The organism is Burkholderia sp. USMB20 (assembly GCF_000949135.2).
Classification (GTDB): domain Bacteria; phylum Pseudomonadota; class Gammaproteobacteria; order Burkholderiales; family Burkholderiaceae; genus Burkholderia.
The window spans coordinates 984,710-1,005,613 of record NZ_JTAN02000019.1; the positions used below are offsets into that span (position 1 = coordinate 984,710).

At 68.5% G+C, this 20,904-nt stretch carries 17 protein-coding genes and 1 pseudogene; 14 read left to right on the plus strand and 4 right to left on the minus strand.

What is annotated here, in order from left to right:
• Nucleotides 1-80 precede the first annotated feature (80 nt).
• The 6 genes from queA (at nucleotide 81) to PL79_RS29030 (ending at nucleotide 7,957) form a co-directional block, all read left to right on the plus strand.
• Nucleotides 81-1,148: a tRNA preQ1(34) S-adenosylmethionine ribosyltransferase-isomerase QueA gene (gene queA, locus PL79_RS29005; protein WP_044844023.1), complete on the plus strand. Its 1,068-nt coding sequence runs from the start codon at nucleotides 81-83 to the stop codon at nucleotides 1,146-1,148.
• Nucleotides 1,149-1,355: 207 nt separating this feature from the next.
• On the plus strand, nucleotides 1,356-2,555 hold the full coding sequence (tgt, locus tag PL79_RS29010) for a tRNA guanosine(34) transglycosylase Tgt (protein ID WP_044844022.1): 1,200 nt from the start codon (nucleotides 1,356-1,358) through the stop codon (nucleotides 2,553-2,555).
• Between the two features lie 231 nt (nucleotides 2,556-2,786).
• The gene (yajC, locus tag PL79_RS29015; RefSeq protein WP_006476868.1) at nucleotides 2,787-3,110 is read left to right on the plus strand and encodes a preprotein translocase subunit YajC; all 324 of its coding nucleotides are present in this window, start codon (nucleotides 2,787-2,789) and stop codon (nucleotides 3,108-3,110) included.
• A gap of 106 nt (nucleotides 3,111-3,216) precedes the next feature.
• On the plus strand, nucleotides 3,217-5,247 hold the full coding sequence (gene secD, locus PL79_RS29020; protein WP_044844021.1) for a protein translocase subunit SecD: 2,031 nt from the start codon (nucleotides 3,217-3,219) through the stop codon (nucleotides 5,245-5,247).
• Nucleotides 5,248-5,265: 18 nt separating this feature from the next.
• Nucleotides 5,266-6,216, plus strand: coding sequence for a protein translocase subunit SecF (secF, locus tag PL79_RS29025; RefSeq protein ID WP_044844020.1), 951 nt, complete (start codon nucleotides 5,266-5,268; stop codon nucleotides 6,214-6,216).
• 160 nt (nucleotides 6,217-6,376) lie between these two features.
• A complete protein-coding gene (locus PL79_RS29030; RefSeq protein ID WP_193759890.1) occupies nucleotides 6,377-7,957 on the plus strand; it encodes a S41 family peptidase in 1,581 nt (526 codons plus the stop codon).
• 109 nt (nucleotides 7,958-8,066) lie between these two features.
• On the opposite strand, the gene PL79_RS29035 is transcribed toward PL79_RS29030, so the two are convergent.
• From PL79_RS29035 to PL79_RS29055, 4 genes are all read right to left on the minus strand, one after another.
• Nucleotides 8,067-9,344, minus strand: a complete 1,278-nt coding sequence (locus PL79_RS29035) for an MFS transporter (protein WP_044844019.1) — start codon at nucleotides 9,342-9,344, stop codon at nucleotides 8,067-8,069.
• A gap of 176 nt (nucleotides 9,345-9,520) precedes the next feature.
• A complete protein-coding gene (locus PL79_RS29045; RefSeq protein ID WP_044844018.1) occupies nucleotides 9,521-10,102 on the minus strand; it encodes a YceI family protein in 582 nt (193 codons plus the stop codon).
• 66 nt (nucleotides 10,103-10,168) lie between these two features.
• Nucleotides 10,169-10,729, minus strand: coding sequence for a YceI family protein (locus PL79_RS29050; RefSeq protein ID WP_044844136.1), 561 nt, complete (start codon nucleotides 10,727-10,729; stop codon nucleotides 10,169-10,171).
• 8 nt (nucleotides 10,730-10,737) lie between these two features.
• A complete protein-coding gene (locus PL79_RS29055) occupies nucleotides 10,738-11,298 on the minus strand; it encodes a cytochrome b (RefSeq protein WP_044844017.1) in 561 nt (186 codons plus the stop codon).
• 258 nt (nucleotides 11,299-11,556) lie between these two features.
• On the opposite strand from PL79_RS29055, the gene PL79_RS29060 reads away from it, so the two are divergent.
• From PL79_RS29060 to PL79_RS29100, 8 genes and pseudogenes are all read left to right on the plus strand, one after another.
• Entirely contained in the window at nucleotides 11,557-12,222 is a 666-nt protein-coding gene (locus PL79_RS29060; protein ID WP_044844016.1) for a paraquat-inducible protein A, read from the plus strand.
• Complete coding sequence (locus PL79_RS29065) at nucleotides 12,219-12,848, plus strand: paraquat-inducible protein A (RefSeq protein WP_044844015.1); 630 nt, start codon at nucleotides 12,219-12,221, stop codon at nucleotides 12,846-12,848. The genes PL79_RS29060 and PL79_RS29065 overlap by 4 nt, the downstream gene beginning before the upstream one ends.
• On the plus strand, nucleotides 12,841-14,457 hold the full coding sequence (locus tag PL79_RS29070) for a PqiB family protein (protein ID WP_044844014.1): 1,617 nt from the start codon (nucleotides 12,841-12,843) through the stop codon (nucleotides 14,455-14,457). Before PL79_RS29065 ends, PL79_RS29070 begins: the two co-directional genes overlap by 8 nt.
• Nucleotides 14,457-15,194 (plus strand): PqiC family protein, encoded by a 738-nt coding sequence (locus PL79_RS29075; protein WP_044844013.1) that lies wholly within the window; start codon nucleotides 14,457-14,459, stop codon nucleotides 15,192-15,194. The genes PL79_RS29070 and PL79_RS29075 overlap by 1 nt, the downstream gene beginning before the upstream one ends.
• Nucleotides 15,195-15,707: 513 nt before the next feature.
• A pseudogene (locus PL79_RS29085) lies at nucleotides 15,708-17,831 on the plus strand (site-specific recombinase).
• A gap of 160 nt (nucleotides 17,832-17,991) precedes the next feature.
• Entirely contained in the window at nucleotides 17,992-19,290 is a 1,299-nt protein-coding gene (locus tag PL79_RS29090) for a THUMP domain-containing class I SAM-dependent RNA methyltransferase (protein ID WP_044848269.1), read from the plus strand.
• Between the two features lie 266 nt (nucleotides 19,291-19,556).
• Nucleotides 19,557-19,967 carry a VOC family protein gene (locus tag PL79_RS29095; RefSeq protein WP_044848270.1) on the plus strand — a complete coding sequence of 137 codons (411 nt, stop codon included), beginning with the start codon at nucleotides 19,557-19,559 and terminating at the stop codon, nucleotides 19,965-19,967.
• A gap of 73 nt (nucleotides 19,968-20,040) precedes the next feature.
• The gene (locus PL79_RS29100; RefSeq protein WP_044848271.1) at nucleotides 20,041-20,727 is read left to right on the plus strand and encodes a helix-turn-helix transcriptional regulator; all 687 of its coding nucleotides are present in this window, start codon (nucleotides 20,041-20,043) and stop codon (nucleotides 20,725-20,727) included.
• Nucleotides 20,728-20,904 lie beyond the last annotated feature (177 nt).

Sequence of the window (20,904 nt, forward strand, 5' to 3'; positions counted from 1 at the left end):
CCATCATAGCGGCTCGCGCGCCCCATTCATGCGTTTCCGCCCTGTCGGCGGCGCCCGCCGGCCGTTTCGAACCAGCCCGCATGTTCACGCTTTCCGATTTCGATTTCAATCTGCCTCCCGAGCTGATTGCGCAAACCGCGCTGCCAGACCGTACCGCGAGCCGCCTGCTCGAGGTCGACGGCACCGTCGAGCCCGCGCGCCTCGTCGATCGCCGCTTCGCCGAGCTGCCGTCGTGCATCGCGCCCGGCGACCTGCTCGTGTTCAACGATACCAAGGTCCTGAAGGCACGCTTCTTCGGCCAGAAGGCCAGCGGCGGCAAGATCGAGGTACTGATCGAGCGCGTGACCGGCACGCACACCGCGCTCGCGCAGATCCGCGCGAGCAAGTCGCCGGGCGCCGGCACGACGCTGCGCCTCGCCGACGCGTTCGACGTGACGGTCGGCGAGCGCGTCGAGCCGTTCTTCACGCTGATCTTCCCTGAGCCGTGCCTCGACCTGATCGAGCAGTTCGGCCGCCTGCCGCTGCCGCCCTATATCGAGCACGATCCGGACGCGACCGACGAAACGCGCTACCAGACCGTCTACGCGAGCAATCCGGGCGCGGTCGCCGCGCCCACGGCCGGGCTCCATTTCGACCAGCCGCTGCTCGAGCAGCTCGACGCGATGGGCGTCGAGCGCGCGACGCTGACGCTGCACGTCGGCGCCGGCACGTTCCAGCCGGTGCGCGTCGACAACATCGCCGAGCACAAGATGCACAGCGAGTGGTATGACCTGCCGCAGTCGCTCGTCGACAAGATCGCCGCGACCCGCGCGCGCGGCGGCAATGTGATCGCGGTCGGCACGACCTCGATGCGCGCGCTCGAAGCCGCGGCGCGCAGCGCCGACGAAGCCGGCCGCCCGCTCGCGGCGACGCAGGCCGAGACCGACATCTTCATCACGCCCGGCTACGCTTTCCGGATCGTCGACCGGCTCGTCACGAACTTCCACCTGCCGAAGTCGACACTGCTGATGCTGGTGTCGGCGTTCGCGGGCGTCGAGACGATCCGCGCCGCGTACCGGCACGCGATCGACGCACGCTACCGCTTCTTCAGCTACGGCGACGCGATGCTGCTCACGCGGCGCGATACGCCGGAGGCGCCGCGCGCGTAAGCGCGGCAGGTGCGACGACACGCCGGCCCGCGACCGCGCTGCGGCCGCTGCGCGTCGCGCCGTCGCGCCGTTGTCCCCGCGCTGTCGCCCCCGTTTTGCTGCGGTACGCGCTACGATGGCGCGCACCCGCTTTTCCCCGCCGCCGGTTGCCCGGCGGCGTTTCCAACGTGCGCCGGACTGTTTTCCGGTGGCAAGGAGAATGACGCGATGACCGAAGGTTCATCCCACGATACGCACGCTCATCCGCACGCCCCCGTGCAGGACCGCCCCGCGAACGGGCTCGAATTTGAACTGCTGACGACCGACGGCCATGCGCGCCGCGGCCGCGTGAAGCTCAACCACGGCGTGGTCGAGACGCCGATCTTCATGCCGGTCGGCACGTACGGCACCGTGAAGGCGATCCAGCCGCGCGAGCTGCACGAGATCAAGGCCCAGATCATCCTCGGCAACACGTTCCACCTGTGGCTGCGCCCCGGCCTCGACACGATCGACGCGCATGGCGGCCTGCACGGCTTCATGGGCTGGAACAAGCCGATCCTGACCGACTCGGGCGGCTTCCAGGTGTTCTCGCTCGGCGACCTGCGCAAGATCACCGAGGACGGCGTGACGTTCGCGTCGCCGATCAACGGCGACAAGCTGTTCCTGTCGCCGGAAGTGTCGATGCAGATCCAGAAGGTGCTGAACTCGGACATCGTGATGCAGTTCGACGAGTGCACGCCGTACGCGACCAACGGCGTGCCGACCACGCACAAGGAGGCGGCCGAGTCGATGCGCATGTCGCTGCGCTGGGCGAAGCGCTCGCTCGACGAGTTCGACCGGCTCGGCAACCCGAACGCGCTCTTCGGGATCGTCCAGGGCGGGATGTTCGAGGACCTGCGCGACGAATCGCTCGCGGGCCTGTCGGAGCTCGGCTTCCACGGCCTCGCGATCGGCGGGCTGTCGGTCGGCGAGCCGAAGGAAGACATGATGCGGGTGCTGCGGCACGTCGGCCCGAAGCTGCCGGCCCACAAGCCGCACTACCTGATGGGCGTCGGCACGCCGGAGGACCTGGTCGAGGGCGTCGCGAACGGCATCGACATGTTCGACTGCGTGATGCCGACCCGCAACGCGCGCAACGGCTGGCTGTTCACGCGCTTCGGCGACGTGAAGATCCGCAACGCGACGCACAAGAACTCGCTGAAGCCGCTCGATGCGAGCTGCACGTGCTACACGTGCCAGAACTTCTCGCGCGGGTACCTGCATCACCTGCACCGCGTCGGCGAAATCCTCGGCGCGCAGCTCAACACGATCCACAACCTGCACTACTACCTGCAGCTGATGAGCGAGATCCGCGACGCGATCGAGACCCATACGTTCGACGCATTCCGCCAGCGCTTCGCGGAGGATCGCGCGAGAGGGGTCGACTGACGGGCCGGCGGCCCGCAGCGCGCCCGTCACATAGGACGTGTACTAAATAATGCGTTCTGAGTGCCGGTCGCGACCGCCAAACATTACAATTGCCTTTCTAAACAAGTCGCAACGGTGTCGTTTCACGCTTAACAGCTTGATCCGAAAGCGCATTTGCCGAGCCGTTCGCGCATGGGGCCGGTGGTAGAATAACCGGCTTATTTTTCGATCTTCCCCTACGGAGAGACCAACGTGCCGTTCATTTCCAATGCCTTCGCGCAAGGCGCCGGTGGCGCCGAATCGAGCCTGATGAGCTTCCTGCCGCTCATCCTGATGTTCGCGGTGCTGTACTTCATCATGATCCGTCCGCAGATGAAGCGCCAGAAGGAACACCGCAACATGCTCGCGGCCATGGCGAAGGGCGACGAAGTCGTCACGAGCGGCGGCCTCGTCGGCAAGGTGACGAAGGTCACCGAAGGCTACATCGGCGTCGAGATCGCCGAAGGCACCGAAATCACCGTGCAGAAGGCTGCGGTCACGACCATTCTGCCGAAGGGCACGATCAAGTCGCTGTAAGGTTTTCACCGAGCGTCCGGCTCCCCGCGCCGTGCCCGCCTGACAGCGCGGGCCGCCGCGGCGCCGGACGCGACGCTTTCACGCCAACCACCCGTTCGGCCCCCTCATGAATCGTTATCCACTCTGGAAATATGTCGTGATGGTCGTGGCGCTCGCCATCGGCCTTCTGTACACATTGCCCAACTTCTTCGGCGAAGCGCCGGCGGTGCAGGTGTCGAGCGGCAAGGCCACGGTCAAGCTCGACTCGACCACGCTGACCCAGGTCGAATCCGCGCTCGCGTCCGCGCAGATCACGCCGGACGACGTCACCTTCGAGAACACGGCGTCCAACGCGAACATCCGCGTGCGCCTGAAGGACACCGATACGCAGCTGCGCGTCAAGGACCTGCTGCAGAAATCGCTGAACACCGACCCGAACGATCCGCAGTACGTCGTCGCACTGAACCTGCAGAGCGCGTCGCCGCGCTGGCTGACCGCGCTGCATGCCCTGCCGATGTATCTCGGCCTCGACCTGCGCGGCGGTGTGCATTTCCTGCTCCAGGTCGACATGACGGGCGCGCTCACCAAGAAGCTCGACTCCGACGCGTCCGACGCCCGTGCGCTGCTGCGTGACAAGAACATCCGCGACGGCGGCGTGAGCCGCGTCGACCAGTCCGTCGTCGTCAACTTCAGCGACGCGCAAACGGCCGAAGACGCCCGCAAGGTGCTCGCCGCGTCGGTCACCGAACTGCAATGGGCGACCCAGCCCGGCGGCGGCGGCACGCAAGTCGTCGGCACGTTCACGCCGGCCGTGCAGAAGGCCGTCGAGGACGCCGCGCTCAAGCAGAACCTGACCACGCTCCACAACCGCGTGAACGAACTCGGCGTGTCCGAGCCGATCCTGCAGCAGCAGGGCAGCGACCGTATCGTCGTCGAACTGCCGGGCGTGCAGGACACCGCGAAGGCGAAGGACATCATCGGCCGCACCGCGACGCTCGAGGCGCGCCTCGCCGATCCGCTCAACACGCACCCGAACCCGAACGACCCCGTGCCGCCGGGCGAGGAGCTGTTCACGCAGGGCAACCAGGCGCCCGTGCTGCTGAAGAAGGACGTGATCTTCACCGGCGACCGCATCATCGACGCGTCGGCCGGCTTCGACGAACACCAGCGTCCGTCGGTCAACATCCGCCTCGACTCGGCCGGCGGCCGCTCGGTGCGCGCGGTGTCGCGCGAGAACATCGGCAAGCCGATGGCGATGGTGCTGTTCGAGAAGGGCAAGGGCGAGGTGCTGACGGTCGCGACGATCCAGTCCGAACTCGGCGACCGCTTCCAGATCACGGGCCAGCCGACGCCGCAGGCGGCGGCCGATCTCGCGCTGCTGCTGCGCGCCGGTTCGCTCGCCGCACCGATGGACATCATCGAGGAACGCACGATCGGCCCGAGCCTCGGCGCGGACAACATCAAGATGGGCGTTCACTCGGTGATCTGGGGCTTCTGCGCGATCGCCGTGTTCATGATCGCGTACTACATGCTGTTCGGCGTGATCTCGGTGATCGGCCTGTCGGTGAACCTGCTGCTGCTCGTCGCGGTGCTGTCGCTGATGCAGGCGACGCTGACGCTGCCCGGTATCGCCGCTATCGCGCTCGCGCTCGGTATGGCGATCGACTCGAACGTGCTGATCAACGAGCGCGTGCGTGAAGAACTGCGCGCCGGCCAGCCGCCGCAGCTCGCGATCCAGGCCGGTTACGCGCATGCGTGGGCGACGATTCTCGACTCGAACGTCACGACGCTGATCGCCGGCCTCGCGCTGCTCGCGTTCGGCTCGGGCCCGGTTCGCGCATTCGCGATCGTGCACTGCCTCGGCATCCTGACGTCGATGTTCTCCGCGGTGTTCTTCTCGCGCGGGATCGTCAACCTCTGGTACGGCGGCCGCAAGAAGCTGAAGTCGCTCGCGATCGGCCAGGTGTGGAAGCCGGAAGGCGCCACGGCCGGTGCCGCAGGCGCAGCGTTCGGCGCGGCCGACGAATCGACCGACACCGCGCGCGCCGCGAAGCTCGCCGCACCCGCGAAGGGCGACGCACCGCGCGCCGGCAAGCCGCAGCTGCGCAACCGCGCGCAGCAGGGCGTGTCGCCGAAGAAACCGGGCTCGACCCAATAAGGCCCCGGAGACGAAGCCATGGAATTTTTCCGCATCCGTAAAGACATTCCGTTCATGCGGCACGCGCTGGTGTTCAACGTGATCTCGCTGGTCACGTTCCTCGCCGCCGTGTTCTTCCTGTTCCACCGCGGGCTGCACCTGTCCGTCGAATTCACCGGCGGCACGGTGATCGAGGTCCAGTACCAGCAGGCCGCGCAGCTCGAACCCGTGCGCGACACGCTCGGCAAGCTCGGCTATGCCGATGCGCAGGTGCAGAACTTCGGCACGTCGCGCAACGTGCTGATTCGCCTGCAGCTGAAGGAAGGCCTCACGTCCGCGCAGCAGAGCGACCAGGTGATGACCGCGCTGAAGGCGCAAAGCCCCGACGTGACGCTGCAGCGCGTCGAGTTCGTCGGCCCGCAGGTCGGCCGCGAGCTTGCGACCGACGGTCTCCTCGCGCTCGCGTGCGTGGTGATCGGCATCGTGATCTACCTGTCGATCCGCTTCGAATGGAAGTACGCGGTCGCCGGTATCATCGCGAACCTGCACGACGTCGTGATCATTCTCGGCTTCTTCGCGTTCTTCCAGTGGGAGTTCTCGCTGGCGGTGCTCGCGGCCATCCTCGCGGTGCTCGGCTACTCGGTCAACGAGTCGGTCGTCATCTTCGACCGGATCCGCGAAACGTTCCGCCGCGAACGCAAGATGAGCGTGCAGGAAGTGATCAACCACGCGATCACGACCACGATGTCGCGGACGATCATCACGCACACGTCGACGGAAATGATGGTGCTGTCGATGTTCTTCTTCGGCGGCCCGACGCTGCACTACTTCGCGCTCGCGCTGACGGTCGGCATCATGTTCGGCATCTACTCGTCGGTGTTCGTCGCGGGCTCGCTCGCGATGTGGCTCGGCATCAAGCGCGAAGACCTGATCAAGGAAAAGAAGACCGCGCACGATCCGGACGATCCGAACGCGGGCGCGCAGGTTTAAGCGCCGTACCGCTTCGGCTGATACCGGAAGGCCGGTCCCTCGTGGACCGGCCTTTTTTCATGGGCGAGCCGCCGCCCTCCTCGTCCGTCGCGACTGCACGGACCGTCGGCTACAATCGCGTCACCGTCCCGCCCCGCCACCCGCCGAAGCCGCGGTCCTCATGATGCCAGCCACGCGTGTCGTTCATCGCATCGTCGCCTGGAGTACCGGTGCAGCCGCCGCGGCTGCGTTCGTTGCATGCGCATCGGCCGCGCGCGCGCAATCCGCGTCCGCGCCGCCTGCCGTCCCGCCTGCCGTCCCGCCTGCGGCCCCGTCCGCGGCCGCGGCGGCCGCTGCTGCCGCCGCGTCGCAACCGTCACCCTGCCCGCCCGACTGGGAACCGCAGCTCTGCGAACTGAAGGCCGCGGTCGACGTGCTGAAGAAGCAGCACCTGACCGACGTCGACATCGGCGCGCTGCTCGACGCCACCGTGCACGAGGGGATCAAGACGCTGCCGCACGCGCGCTTCTTCAACGCGAAGGAGGAGCAGGAACGGCGCGACGACGAGCGCCGCGCGCGCGACGGCACGCCGGGCATCGGCATCGTGTTCGAGACACGGCCCGACGGGCTGCACATCCTCGACGTCATCCCCGACGCGCCCGCCGAACAGGCCGGCGTGCGGCCCGACGATCTCGTCGTCGCGATGAACGACCGGAGCGTCGTCGGCATCGACAGCAGCGAGGTCGTGAAACTCGCGAAGGGCGACGCGGGCGTGCCGCTCAAGCTCACGGTCCGGCGCGGTCCGAACCACGCGACGCTGACCTTCGCGCCGGTCCGCGCGATCGTCCGGCCACACCCGGCGACGACGAAGCGGCTCGCCGGCGACATCCTGTACACGCGGCTGTCGAGCTTTCCGGAGCCCGCGGTCGGCAATACGATCGATGCGGTGCAGGCCGCGCGCCGCGCGGGGCCGCCGGTGAAAGGCGTGATCCTCGACCTGCGCATCAACGGCGGCGGCGCGCTGAATGCGGCGATCGGCATCACCGCGCTGTTCGCCGGGCGCGACCGTACCGCGATGGTCACGCTCGAGCGCGACGGCACGAAGCGCCGCCGCTTCACGACCAACTGGCCCGACTACGAACTGCCGGTCATGCGCGGCCAGGATCCGCTCGCGCCGCTGCAGGCCGACGACTGGTGGCGCACCGTGCCGCTCGTGGTGCTCGTCGACGGACAGAGCGCGTCGGCCGCCGAAGCGACCGCGGCGGCACTGAAGGATCTCGGCCGCGCGCGGCTGCTCGGGATGCCGACCTACGGAAAGGGACTCGCGCAGACCGGCGTCGACCTGATCGACGGCACGCGCCTCGCTTTCACGTTCGCGCGCAACCTGCGGCCGAACGGCTGCCCGATGGACGGCTACGGCGTCGTGCCGGACTGGCTCGTGCCGCCGCGCCGCGACTCGGACGTCGACGGCGTGCTGCTGTGGTACCGCGAAGTCGATCTCGCCCGCGCGCCGTATGCGGACCGGGTCGCGCCCGACCCGTTCGCGCAGGTCCGCAAGGCGCGGCAGGCACTGCGTGAAGCCCGCGTGCGCGCGAAGATCGATACGGCGAAGAGCGCGGCGCTTCCGCAGCGCGAATTCGGCACGGCAAGTGACTGGCAGCTCCGGCAAGCGCTGAATGCGCTCGCGCAGCGCGCGGTCGCGACGATCGAGGCGAAACCATCGTTGATGCCGGCGAAGCCGACGTGCGAGCCGGAAGGCTGACCTGCCAATACGATTGCAGGCCCCGGCTCAATCCGGCCCGGTCATCAGGCACGACAAAACCACCGCACCCTCGGAAAGCGGCTGACGCACCGCCAGCGTCGCCGCGACCTCACCGGAACCCGAACCGCCGCCGCAACACCACCAGCGCCGCGAGGCTCAGCACGGCCGCGAACATCAGGTAGAAGCTCGGCGCGGTCTTCATCCCGGTCGCGCGGATCAGCCACGCGATGATGAACGGCCCGAAGCCGCCGAAGATCGTCACCGCGACGTTGTACGCGAGCGACATCCCGGTCGTGCGCGTCTGCACCGGAAACACTTCGGACAGCAGCCCCGGCAGCGCCGCGAAATAGCCGGTCATCAAAAACGCAAGCAGCACCTGCAGCGCGATCAGCGTGCCGAAGCCCGGATGCGCGACGAGATACGCGAACGCCGGATAGATCAGCACGAGAATGCCGACGGCCGGCGCGAGCATCACGCGTACGCGGCCGTAACGATCCGACCAGTGGCCGACGAGCGGCGCGAACGCCATCTGGATCACGCCGACGACGAGGATCGCCGCGAACGCGGCCGACGGCGCGAGGCCGAGCTGCTTCACGCCGTAGGTCGGCATGAACAGCACGAGATAGGTCGCGACGGTGCCGAGCACCACCACGCCCATCGCGGCGACGAGCCGCGCCTTGTGCGACGCGAACGTGTCGCGCAGCGGGTTCGCGGTGCTTTCCGCCGCGAGGAATTCGGGCGTCTCGTCGACCTTCGAGCGGATGTAGTACGCGACGGGCCCGAGCAGCAGTCCGAAGAAGAACGGGATGCGCCAGCCCCACGCGGCCATCTGCTCGGCCGTGAGCTGCGCGTTCAGCACGGTGCCGAAACCCGCCGCGAGCAGCGTCGTGAGCCCCTGGCTCGCGACCTGCCAGCTCGCGAAGAAACCGCGCCGCCCGGGCACATGCTCGGCCAGGAACGCGGTCGCGCTGCCGAATTCGCCGCCGGCCGAAAAGCCCTGCATCAATCGCGCGGCGACGAGGATCAGCGGCGCCGCGACGCCGATCGTCTGGTAGGTCGGCAGTACCGCGATGACCAGCGTGCCGGCCATCATCAGCAGGATCGACAGCGTGAGCGCGGCCTTGCGGCCCGCGCGGTCGGCGTACGCGCCGAGCACGATCGCGCCGAGCGGGCGCATGAAGAACGACACACCGAACGTGCCGAGCGTGAGCAGCAGCGACACGGTGTCGTTGCCGGCCGGAAAGAACAGCTTCGAGATCGTCACCGCGAAGAAGCCGTAGACGACGAGGTCGAACCATTCGAGCGCGTTGCCGATCGACGCGGCGACCACCGCGCGCCATACGCGCGACGACGAAGCAATGGAGCTGGACTGCGTGACGGCGTGCATCGGCGATCTCCTTGTCGTTGTACGTTCTGTCCGACGCGTCCGTTCTCGCGCCGCGAGCTGTGCGCACGATTATAGGCGCGCAAAAAAAACCGCCGCGCCCCCGAACAACGGGAGCGCGGCGGCTGGCACGCGACGGGCCGGCGAGCGTGACGCGGCGGCCGGCCCGGCCGGGCGCGTTACTGCTGCTTGACGGCTTCGGCCGTGATCAGCAGCTTCGTCTTCATCTTGAAGCCGTACTGCTTGCCGTAGTCGAGGCCGAAATCGTCGCGGCTGAATTCGCCGACCGCGTCGACACCGCACACTTCACGCTTGAGCATCGGATGCGGCATGCACTTGAACGAATCGATCTTCAGGGTGAGCGGCTTCGTGACGCCGTGCAGCGTCAGGTTGCCGACCACCGACACCGGCTTGTCGCCGTCGAACTTGATGGTGCCCTTGTAGTTCGCCTGCGGGAACTTGGAGACGTCGAAGAACTCGGCCGTCTGCAGGTGCTCGTCGAGCTTCGCGCTGCCCGTCTGGATCGACGCGACGTCGGTCGTCACGTCGACCGTGCCGGTCTTCGCCGCGCGGTCGAGCGTCACGCTGCCGCTCGACTTGTCGAACTTGCCGCGCCAGACCGACAGGCCGCCGAAGTGGTCGGCCTCGAAGCTCGGGTACGTGTGGCTCGGGTCGAACTGGTACGTCGCGCTGTCGGCGAATGCCGAGAACGACAGCGAGGCGGCCAGCGCGCCCGCGGCGATGATCAGATGCTTTTTCAAATGCTTTCTCCTTGGAACAGCGCCGCGCCCTCGCGCGGCATTCGGGGTGATGCGACAGCCCGCCGCTTACTTCGTGGCGACGAGATGGAACTTGATCTGCACTTCGTCGGCGACGATCGACGTGTCCTTCCACTCGCCGGTGCCGACGTTGAATGCCGAACGCTTGATCGGCAGCACGCCGTCGAAGGTCTGCGTCGCGCCGCTCTGCGTGACCGTGACGGGCACGGTGACGGTTTCGGACTTGCCCTTGATCGTCAGCTTGCCGGTCACGTTGTACTTGTTGCCGCCGGCCGGCGCGATTGCCGACGACGCGAAGGTCGCCTGCGGATACGCCTTCGCGTCGAACCAGTCCTTGCCCGCGACCTGGTCGTTGTACATCTTGTCGCCGAGGTCGAAGCTCGCGATGTCGATCGACATTTGCGCGCTGCCCTGCGCCGCCTTCGCGGGGTCGAACTTCACCTGCGCGGAGAACTTCTTGAACGCGCCTTCGGTCGGCACGTTCATCTGCTTCGACACGGCGGACACCTTGCTCTTCGAGAGATCGACGTCGGCATGCGCCGCGGCCGACGCGACAAGTGACACCGCGGCGAACGCGGTCAGCATGGAGCGGGAGAAAGACACTTTCATGGGATCCTTCATTTGGCGGAGGGAAGCATCCGCGACAGCAGGCCGTCGCGGTCCAACAACTGGTGCTTGAGCGCCGCGAGCACGTGCATGGCGACGAGCGCAAGCAGAATGTAATTCAAGGACACGTGCAGCGTCTTGAAGGTTTCCTTCAGCACCGGATCGGGATCGATCAGGCGCGGCAGCGGCACGATGCCGAGGTAGACGACCGGGATGTTCGACGCCGAGCTGTACAGGTAGCCCGTGACCGGAATCACGATCATCAGCACGTACAGCAGCATGTGCACGCCGTGCGACACCGCGCGCTGCCACGCCGGCGTGTCGCCCGGCAGCGGCGGCGGCACGTGGGTCGCGCGCCACAGCACGCGCACGACGGCCAGTGCGAACACCGTCACGCCGATCCACTTGTGCCACGAGAAGTACTTCAGCTTCGTCGGCGTGAAGCCGGGGATGTCGGTCATGACCCAGCCGAGTGCGAAGCCGCAGACGATCAGCAGCGCGATCAGCCAGTGCAGCGCGATCGCGGTGTGCGCGTAGCGTGCCGGCCCGGCCGGCGGCGATTTCGATGCCATCTTGGATTCCTCAGTTGAGCGAACGGCTGCGCCGGCCCATTCGTCCGACGCTTGTCAAGGCCGCCATGCTACCGCAACCTTTTGCCACGCGCGGACTCTGAGGACACGCGCGCCAGCCGGCTGACATGTTTACGCCATGTTACCGACCGGTCACGCGGCAACCGGGCGTTGACACGTCGAAAAAGCCGTTTTGGTAAGATTGGCGCGGGTTCCGGCCCCGTCGACGCGTCTCCCGCCCGTCGCACAACCGCTTTTCCCATGCAACGACACGACCTGATTGCCTGCCACGAATGCGACGCACTGTTGCATAAACCGCACCTCGCGCGCCGCGAAATCGCACGCTGCCCGCGGTGCGACGCGCTGCTCTATCGCGACAGCACCACGCAGATCGAGCGAATCAGCGCGCTGGCGGTCGCGGCGCTCGTCACGTTCATCATCGCGCAGGGGTTCCCGATCCTCGAAATGGACCTGAACGGCACCCGCGTTCAGACGACGCTGATCGGCGCGATCGACGCGCTGTGGCATCAGGACATGGAGATCGTCGGCGTGATGGTGTTCTGTTCGACCGTGCTGTTCCCGCTCGTCGAGATGGCCGCGCTGCTTTACGTACTGCTGCCGATCCGGCGTGGCGTCGTGCCGCCGGGCCTGAACTTCGTGCTGCGCATGATCCAGTTCGTGCGGCCGTGGGGGATGATCGAGGTGTTCATGCTCGGGATCCTCGTGACGATCGTGAAGATGGTGAGCCTCGCGCGCGTCGTGCCCGACGCGGCACTGTTCGCGTTCGCCGCACTCACGCTGATGACCGCCGTCGTGCTGATGTTCGATCCGCGCACGCTGTGGGACATGGCCGACGACCTGCGCGCCGGGCGCTCGCCCGTGCGGCCCGACACCACCCCGCCGCGACCGGAAGCCCCCCGCCGATGACGACGCCGACCGCCGCCCGCGAGGGCTACGCCAGCTGCCACGCATGCGGGCTCGTGCAGACGATCGACCAGCCGCACGCGCATTGCGCGCGCTGCGGCAGCGCGCTGCACATCCGCAAGCCGAACAGCATCATGCGTACGTGGGCGCTGCTGATCGCGGCCGCGATCCTCTATATTCCGGCGAACCTGCTGCCGATCCTGCACACGTCGTCGATCGTCGGCTCGCAGGAAGACACGATCATGAGCGGCGTCATCTATTTCTGGACGTCCGGCGACTGGCCGCTCGCGGTCGTCGTGTTCGTCGCGAGCATCCTCGTGCCGATGCTCAAGCTCGGCGTGCTGACGATCCTCGTCACCAGCGCGCAGCGGCGCGCCACGTGGCGGCCGCTGCAGCGCACGCGCCTGTTCCGGATCGTCGAGCGGATCGGCCGCTGGTCGATGCTCGACATCTTCGTCGTGACGCTCACCGTCGCGCTCGTCCATTTCCGTTCGCTCGCCGTCATCACGGCCGGCCCCGGCGCGCTCGCGTTCGGCTCGGTCGTGATCCTGACGATGCTCGCGTCGATGCAGTTCGATCCCCGCCTGATCTGGGATCCAGTCGAAACCTCAGGGAAACACCATGAATAGTCCGCAAGGCCCGCAGCACGATGCGTCCCGGCCGCCCGATCCCGCGATCTCGACGAAAAGCGGCTGGCTGCCGTCGCTCGTCTGGCTCGTGCCGCTGATCGCCGCGCTGATCGGCATCGGCCTCGTGATCAAGTCCGTGCGCGAGCGCGGCCCGGAAATCTCGATCAGCTTCCACAGCGCGGAAGGGCTCGAGCCGGGCAAGACGCAGGTCAGGTACAAGGACGTCGAGATCGGCACGGTCAAGACGATCAAGCTGTCGAAAGACCTGTCGCGCGTGCTGGTGCAGGTGCAGCTGAAGAAGGAAGCCGAGGACTTCGCGATCAAGGGCTCGCGCTTCTGGATCGTGCGTCCGCGCATCGGCGCGACCGGCGTGTCGGGGCTCGGCACGCTGCTGTCGGGCGCGTACATCGGCGTCGATGCCGGCCACGGGCAGGACACGCAGACCGACTTCACCGGCCTCGAGACGCCGCCGCCCGTGACCGGCGACCAGAAGGGCACGCAGTACGTGCTGCGCGGCGATTCGCTCGGCTCGGTCGACATCGGCTCGCCCGTCTACTACCGCCGCGTGCAGGTCGGCCAGGTGGTCGGCTTCTCGCTCGACAAGGACGGCACCGGCGTCACGTTCAACGTGTTCGTCAATGCGCCGTACAACCAGTACGTCGGCGTGAACTCGCGCTGGTGGCAGGCGAGCGGCGTCGACCTGCGGCTCGATTCGAGCGGCCTGAAGCTGAACACGCAGTCGCTCGCGACGGTGATCCTCGGCGGCATCGCGTTCCAGACGCCGCCGAACCAGGACAGCGGCGCGACGGCGCCGAACAACACGACCTTCCGCCTCGGCTCCGACGAGGCCGACGCGATGCGCGATCCGGACGGCCAGCCGCTGCAGGTCGTGATGAACTTCAACCAGTCGCTGCGCGGGCTCGCGGTCGGCGCGCCGGTCGACTTCCGCGGCATCGTGCTCGGCGAAGTCACGAACATCGGCATCGACTTCGATCCGAAGACCAAGAACTTCCTGATGCCGGTGACGATGAACGTGTATCCGGAGCGGCTCGGCCCGCGCTTCCGCGAAACGATCGAAAGCAAGGGCGAACCGGCCCGCCGCGAGATCGTCGAGCGCCTGGTCCAGCACGGGCTGCGCGGCCAGCTGCGCACGGGCAACCTGCTGACGAGCCAGCTGTACGTCGCGCTCGACTTCTTCCCGAAGGCGCCGGCCGTGAAGATCGACACAGCGCGCCAGCCGCTCGAGCTGCCGACCGTGCCGAACACGCTCGACGAACTGCAGCTGCAGGTCGCCGACATCGCGAAGAAGCTCGACAAGGTGCCGTTCGACCAGATCGGCGCGAACCTGAACAGCGCGCTGTCGAATGCCGACAAGCTGTTCAAGCAGCTCGACACGCAGGTCGCGCCGGAAGCGCGCGACACACTGTCGGCCGCGCGGCAGACCTTCTCGACCGCTGAGGTGACACTGCAGCAGGATTCACCGCTGCAGTCCGACGTGCGCGGTGCGCTGAAGGAACTCACGCGCACGCTGCAATCGCTGAACGCGCTCGCCGACTATCTGGAGCGCCATCCCGAATCGCTGCTCAAGGGCAAATCAGGAGATCGATAATGACGACGACACGCGTGAACGTCCTCGCGAGCGGCGCGGCGGCAGTGTTCGCCGCACTCGCGCTCGCCGCGTGCAGCTCGCCGCCCGCGCGGTTCTATACGCTGAGCCCGGCCGACGCCGCGGCGCCCGTGCGCACCGCGCCCGCCAACCCGCCGTTCCTGATCGAGGTGCCGTCCGTCGGCGTGCCCGAACAGGTCGCGAAGAACCAGCTCGTCGTGCAGAAGAACGCCGCGCAGGTCGACGTACTCGAGCAGGAACGCTGGGCCGCGCCGCCCGCTGACGAAATCCGCCGCGCGCTGTCCGATGACCTCGCCGCGCAGCTCGGCACGATCGACGTCGCGAATTCCGCGTATCCGGCCGGCGTGCCCGTCTATCGGATCAGCGTGAACGTGCAGCGCTTCGAGTCGTGGCCCGGCAAGCGTGCGGCGATCGATGCGGTGTGGAGCGTGCGCGCGGTCGGCACGCAGGCACTGATGACCTGCCGCACGAGCGTCGCGGAACCGGTCGCCGACGGCTACGACGCGCTCGTCGCCGGTCACCGGCGCGCGCTCGACGTGATTGCATCGCAGGCCGCGTCCGGCGTGCGCGCGCTCGCCGCGCGGCGCGGCTCGACGGCTGCCTCGACCCCGTCGACGACCGCGTCCGGCAAGGCAGCGGCCGCCGCGCCCGTCATACCCTGCCCGGCCAATCCGACGCCCGGCGGCGACGCGAGCGCGAGCGTCAAGTCCGGCGCGTAAGCGCGGCGCGCGGCCGGCGTCCGGTGCCTGTGCGCCCGCGACCGGATTCGGCACGCGCCGCCCGATAGTCCTCGTCGGCATCGATCCGCGTGCGCGCGCCGCCGCGCACGCGAACCCGCCGCCCTCGTCGCCACGGCCGACGCAGCACGGCATCCATCGGCCGGACGGCCTCTTTGCAGTGTTTGTCAAAATCCGCCGGAACCGGCGCCATGCAATGCGGTCGGCTTGCGTTTTCGCGCCCGATTGACGATCCTACGCACTTTCCGGCGCGTGCCGCGTGCCACCTGTCGCGCGCGCCAGCCGGCGGCGATCCGCCCGTTGTGGCCGGTCCGGCCGCCGCGTCTCCCGGAGCTCGCACGCGTGTTCGCGTGCACCGCATCGGGGCAGCCGCATCGCGGGTCGCCGCGCATCGCCCGGCATCCCGACCAGCTTCACCGTTCTCGCCGGCGCCGCGCCGTGTGTTCCCGGCCGGCATCCCGAACCCGCCCGTCCAGGGCTATCGCTATTCCGTTTATGTTTCGTTCCCTGACGACCCTGATCAAGAAGTGGCGCGCGTCGCGCAATGCGGGCCACCAGCTCGATGCGCTGCTCGCGCATGCCGACGCGGACGCGCCGTACGCCGAGCGCAGCGAATGGCTGATCGAGCTCGCGCACTGGCTGCGCCGCAACGGCGCGATGCAGGCCGCGCACGACACGCCGGCCGCACGCGATGCCGACGCACGCGCGTATCCGGCGCACGCGCGGCTGCGCTACCTGTTCCACGTGCTCGACCGCAACCCGGCATGGAAATCGCACGCGGCGCGCATCCTGCGCGGGATCCTGCGCGAATGCGACGGCATCTCGCTGCTGTGCGACGCCGGGATGCCCGTGCATTCCGGTTTCTTCGGCGCGCTGTTCGAGCGCATCGACTCGTCGCTGATCCCGCCGGCGCCGAACCGCCGCGAGCTGACGGCGCTGTTCACGCTGATGTTCCCGACGCCGGAAGACGCGCAATGGATCGACGCGCTGCCCGACGACCTGCTTGCCCGCCTCGCCGAGCTGATCTCGTTCGACGTCACCGACGAAGAACGCCACGAGCCCGGCTCGTTCTCGCGCGACCTGCTGGCCGCGCTGCACAACCTGACCTGCCAGATCAGCTCGACCGGCCTGTCGCAGACGGTGCGCAGCCGCCTGTCCGACGACGACGCGCGCAAGCCGCTCGAAACGCAGCCGTTCTATCGCCTGACGCGCGCGATGCTCGCGGTCGAGACCGCGCACGCGGCCGTCGAGGACGGCGGCGACCCGAGCAAGCTGCTGCACGAGGTGAATTACCTGCGCGTGCTGCTCGACGAATGCCGGATCGCGGTCGACGACGTGTTCGCGCACCTGTACCGCAACGGCGTGTCGGTCGACATCGTGTTCCAGGTCGAACGGATGCGCATGCGCATCCTGCGCGCGGAACTGCTGCTCAACGCGTGGATGGCACGCGACGACCTGCGCGGGATGGCGCGCCTGACGGCCGAGCTCGTCGACGCGAACCAGAACAGCCAGAGCGTGTCGCACCTCGTGCGCAGCAACTTCTCGCTGTTCGCGCGCAAGCTCGTCGAGACCAACGCGGACACCGGCGAGCACTACATCTCGCGCGGCCGCGCCGAGTATCTGAAGATGCTGCGGATGGCCGCGGGCGGCGGCCTCGTCACCGTCGCGACCGTGTGCGTGAAGTTCGCGATCACGGGCGCGCACCTGCAGTCGATGCTCGAAGGGCTGCTCGCGGGCGTCAACTACGCGGCGAGCTTCATGCTGATGCACTTCCTGCACTTCACGCTCGCGACCAAGCAGCCCGCGATGACCGCGCCGACGCTTGCGCGCGAGCTCGACGACACCGGTCACGAGGAAGGCGTGAAGGCGTTCGTCGCGTCGGTGATCGCGCTGATCCGCACGCAGGCCGCGGCGATCTCCGGCAACGTGCTCGTCGTGCTGCCCGTCTGTCTGCTCGTGCAGCTGTTCGCAGGCAACCTGCTGCACGCGAACCTGATCTCGCCGGAGAAGGCGCACGCGACGCTGCATTCGTTCTCGCTGCTGGGCCCGACGCCGTTCTATGCGGCGCTCACGGGCGTGCTGCTGTGGGCGTCGAGCCTGCTCGCGGGCTGGGCCGACAACTGGTTCGTGCTGCACCGGGTCGGCGACGCGCTCACGTACAACCGCCGGCTGCGGCTCACGCTCGGCGCGGCGGGCGCCGCGAAACTCGCGCACTTCTGCCGCTCGAACGTCGCGGGCGTGGTCGCCAACGTCGGCCTCGGCCTGATGCTCGGCCTGATCCCCGCGATCGTCACCGTGTTCCTGTTCCCGTTCGAAGTGCGGCACGTGACGCTGTCGGCCGGCTCGATCGGGATCGCGCTCGGCGTGCTCGGCAAGGGCGCGCTGAGCACGCCCGAACTCTGGTGGGCCGGCGCCGGCGTGCTGAGCATGGCGATCCTCAACGTGCTCGTGAGCTTCGCGCTCGCGTTCACGATGGCCGTGCGCTCGCGCAGCCTGCGCCGCACCAAGGTGCGCGCGCTGGTCGGCGCGATCGTCCGCACGGTGGCTCGCGAAGCCGTCCGCGCTGTTCTGGCCGGCCGGCGGAACGGCCGCGCGGCCGGCCAGCCGGGCTCGCACTGAGCGTTCGACGCGGCGCGCCCGCCCGGGCGGGCGCCGCCGCCGGCCCGGCGGCCGCCGTCACGGCCGCCGACCCGCGCCGGCGTCCCGAATCCGACGCAACGGCCGGCCCGGGCGCCGCGCCGCGTACAATAGTGGACTTTTGCACGTCCTCACCCGCCTTATGTCCTCGCCCACCCTGTACGAATTCTTCGCTCCCTGCCCGCGCGGCCTCGAAGCGGCGCTTGCCGCCGAGCTGGCCGAAATCGCCGGCCGCCATCTGGACGGCGCGCCGTTCACCGCGGGCGCGCAGGTGCCGGGCGGCGTCCACTTCCGTGGCGGCTGGGCCGCCGGCATGGCCGCGAACCTCCATTCGCGAATCGCGAGCCGGATCCTGCTGAAGATCGCGCACCGCCCGTACCGCAACGAACAGGACGTCTACGCGCTCGCGCTCGAGCAGCCGTGGGAACGCTGGTTCGCGTCGACGCAGACGCTGCGCGTCGACATCACCGCGATCAAGTCGCCGCTGAAGAGCCTCGAGTTCGCGACGCTGCGCGTGAAGGACGCGATCTGCGACCGGATGCGCGACAAGACCGGTTCGCGCCCGAGCATCGACACCGGCGCGCCGGACGTGCGCGTGTTCGCGTTCCTGACGGCCACCGAGTGCACGCTGTACCTCGATACGTCGGGCGAGCCGCTGTTCAAGCGCGGCTGGCGCCTCGACAAGGGCGCGGCGCCGCTGCGCGAGAACCTCGCGGCCGGCATCCTGCGCCTGACGGGCTGGACGCCCGGCACCGCGCTGTACGACCCGATGTGCGGCAGCGGCACGTTCCTCGCGGAAGCCGCGCAGATCGCGCTCGGCGTCGCGCCGGGCGTCGAGCGCCGGTTCGGCTTCGAGAAGCTCAAGCAGTACGACATCACCGCATGGCAGGGCCTGAAGGTCGCGGCGCTCGACGCGAAACGCGCGGCGCGCGGCAAGCGCGATTCGCTCGGCGTGTACGGCAGCGACATCTCGGGCGACATGCTCGAGAAGGCGCGCGCGAACCTCGAGCGCGCGGGCGTGCCGTCGGTGTGGCTCAAGCAGGTCGACGCGCGCGGCATGACGCCGCCGTGCGACGGCCCGGGCATCATCCTCGCGAACCCGCCGTACGGCGAGCGGATCGAGGTGCGCGGCCGCAGCGCGCGCGGCGAGGTGCGCGAGACGGGCCGCAACCGCGGCAACGACGACGCATTCCGCCGCACGCACACCGACGCGCCGGACAGCGAGTTCTTCAACGCGCTCGGCGATGCGCTCAAGCAGCGCTTCACCGGCTGGCAGGCGTTCCTGCTGACGTCGGACCGCTCGCTGCCGGGCCAGCTGCGCCTGCGCGAATCGGCGAAGACGCCGCTGTTCAACGGCGCGCTCGAATGCCGGCTGTTCCGCTTCGACCTGATCGCCGGCAGCGTGAAGGCACGCCCGGCCACGCCGGAAGGCGACGCCTGATACGCGAGGCGGCGGTTGCGGCCGCCTGCTGACACCGTGACGATGCCCGGCCAATCGGCCGGGCATTTTTCTTTCCGCCGCACCCAGGCGAGCGGCGCCACGCGCGCCGCCGAGGTTCCGCGCGGTCGGTGTGGGAGCGAAGCCGTCATTTGTCAGCGTCGCCGCGACTACTGACAGCACGCTGTCAGCAGCCCCCGGTCACACTGCAATCCCGGCGCAATGCAAGGCTGGTTTCCATCAAGAACCCGAACAACACGGAGCTCGTCATGACGTCCGCAACTGCAACCGACACCGCAACCCTGGAACGCGCGATCGCGTGGTTCGACATCCCGTCCCTCGATTTCGACCGGGCGATCCGTTTCTACGAAACCGTGCTGCAGACGACGCTGCAGCGCGAAGTCATCGGCGGCGTGCCGATGGCCATGTTCGATCACGAAGCGTCGAGCACGGGCGGCAGCATCGTGTTCGATCCGCAGCAGATGAAGCCGAGTGCGAACGGCGTGCTCGTCTACCTGAACGCCGGCGAGTCGGTCGTCGCGGCACTCGAACGCGCGAAGCGCGCGGGCGGCGTCGTGCAGGGTTCGGTCGTCGAGTTGCCGAACAACTACGGCTACATCGGCTACCTGATCGACACCGAAGGCAACCGCGTCGGCCTGCACGCGCCGAAATGCCACTGAGCGCGTCCACCCTCCGGCGGGCGCGGCGCTATCATCGCGAAGTCCCCGTAGCCGTTGGAGTCGAGGTGCAGCCATGACGCGCCGTGCCGACCGCCTGTTCCAGATCGCCGAGCTGCTGCGCGGGCGACGTCTCACGACCGCGCAGCAGCTCGCCGACTGGCTGTCGGTGTCGCCGCGCACGGTCTATCGCGACGTGCGCGACCTGCAGCTGTCGGGTGTGCCGATCGAAGGCGAAGCCGGCATCGGCTACCGGCTGAACCGCAACGCGAGCCTGCCGCCGCTCACGTTCACGGCCGAGGAGCTCGCGGCGCTCGCGGCCGGCGCGCGCATGCTCGAGACCTGGGGCGGCGCGCGCTTCGCGGGCGGCGCGCGTTCGGCGCTCGCGAAGATCGCGTCGGCGATGCCGGCCGACAAGCGCACCGCGCTCGATCGCCTGCCGGTGTTCGCGCCGTCGTTCCACATCGACGAGACGTTCTGCGCGAAGGTCGACGCGATCCACCAGGCGGTCGACACGCATCACGTCGTCAGCTTCGACTACCGCGACCGGCTCGGCGCGCACACGAAGCGCCGCGTGTGGCCGCTCGGGCTCGTCTACTGGGGCGGACGCTGGACGATCGGCGCATGGTGCGAGCTGCGCGACGACTTCCGCACCTTCGACATCGCGCGGATGGGTGATATCTCCGTGCACGAGCAGTTTCCGGACATGGAAGGCCGGCGGATCGCCGACTACATGCGGATCGCGGAAGCGCCGATGCGCTGAGGCGGGTAGGCTCGGGCCGCTGCCCGCTGAATGACGCGCCGCTGTTCGGCTGTTCGGCTGTTCGGCTACCTGGTTGTCCGGCGGTCTGTCTGGCTGTCCGGCCGCCCGACTGTCTGGTTGTCCGGCTGTCTGTCCGGCTGCCCGACTGTCAAGCCACCTCGCCGCCATTCGCACGCC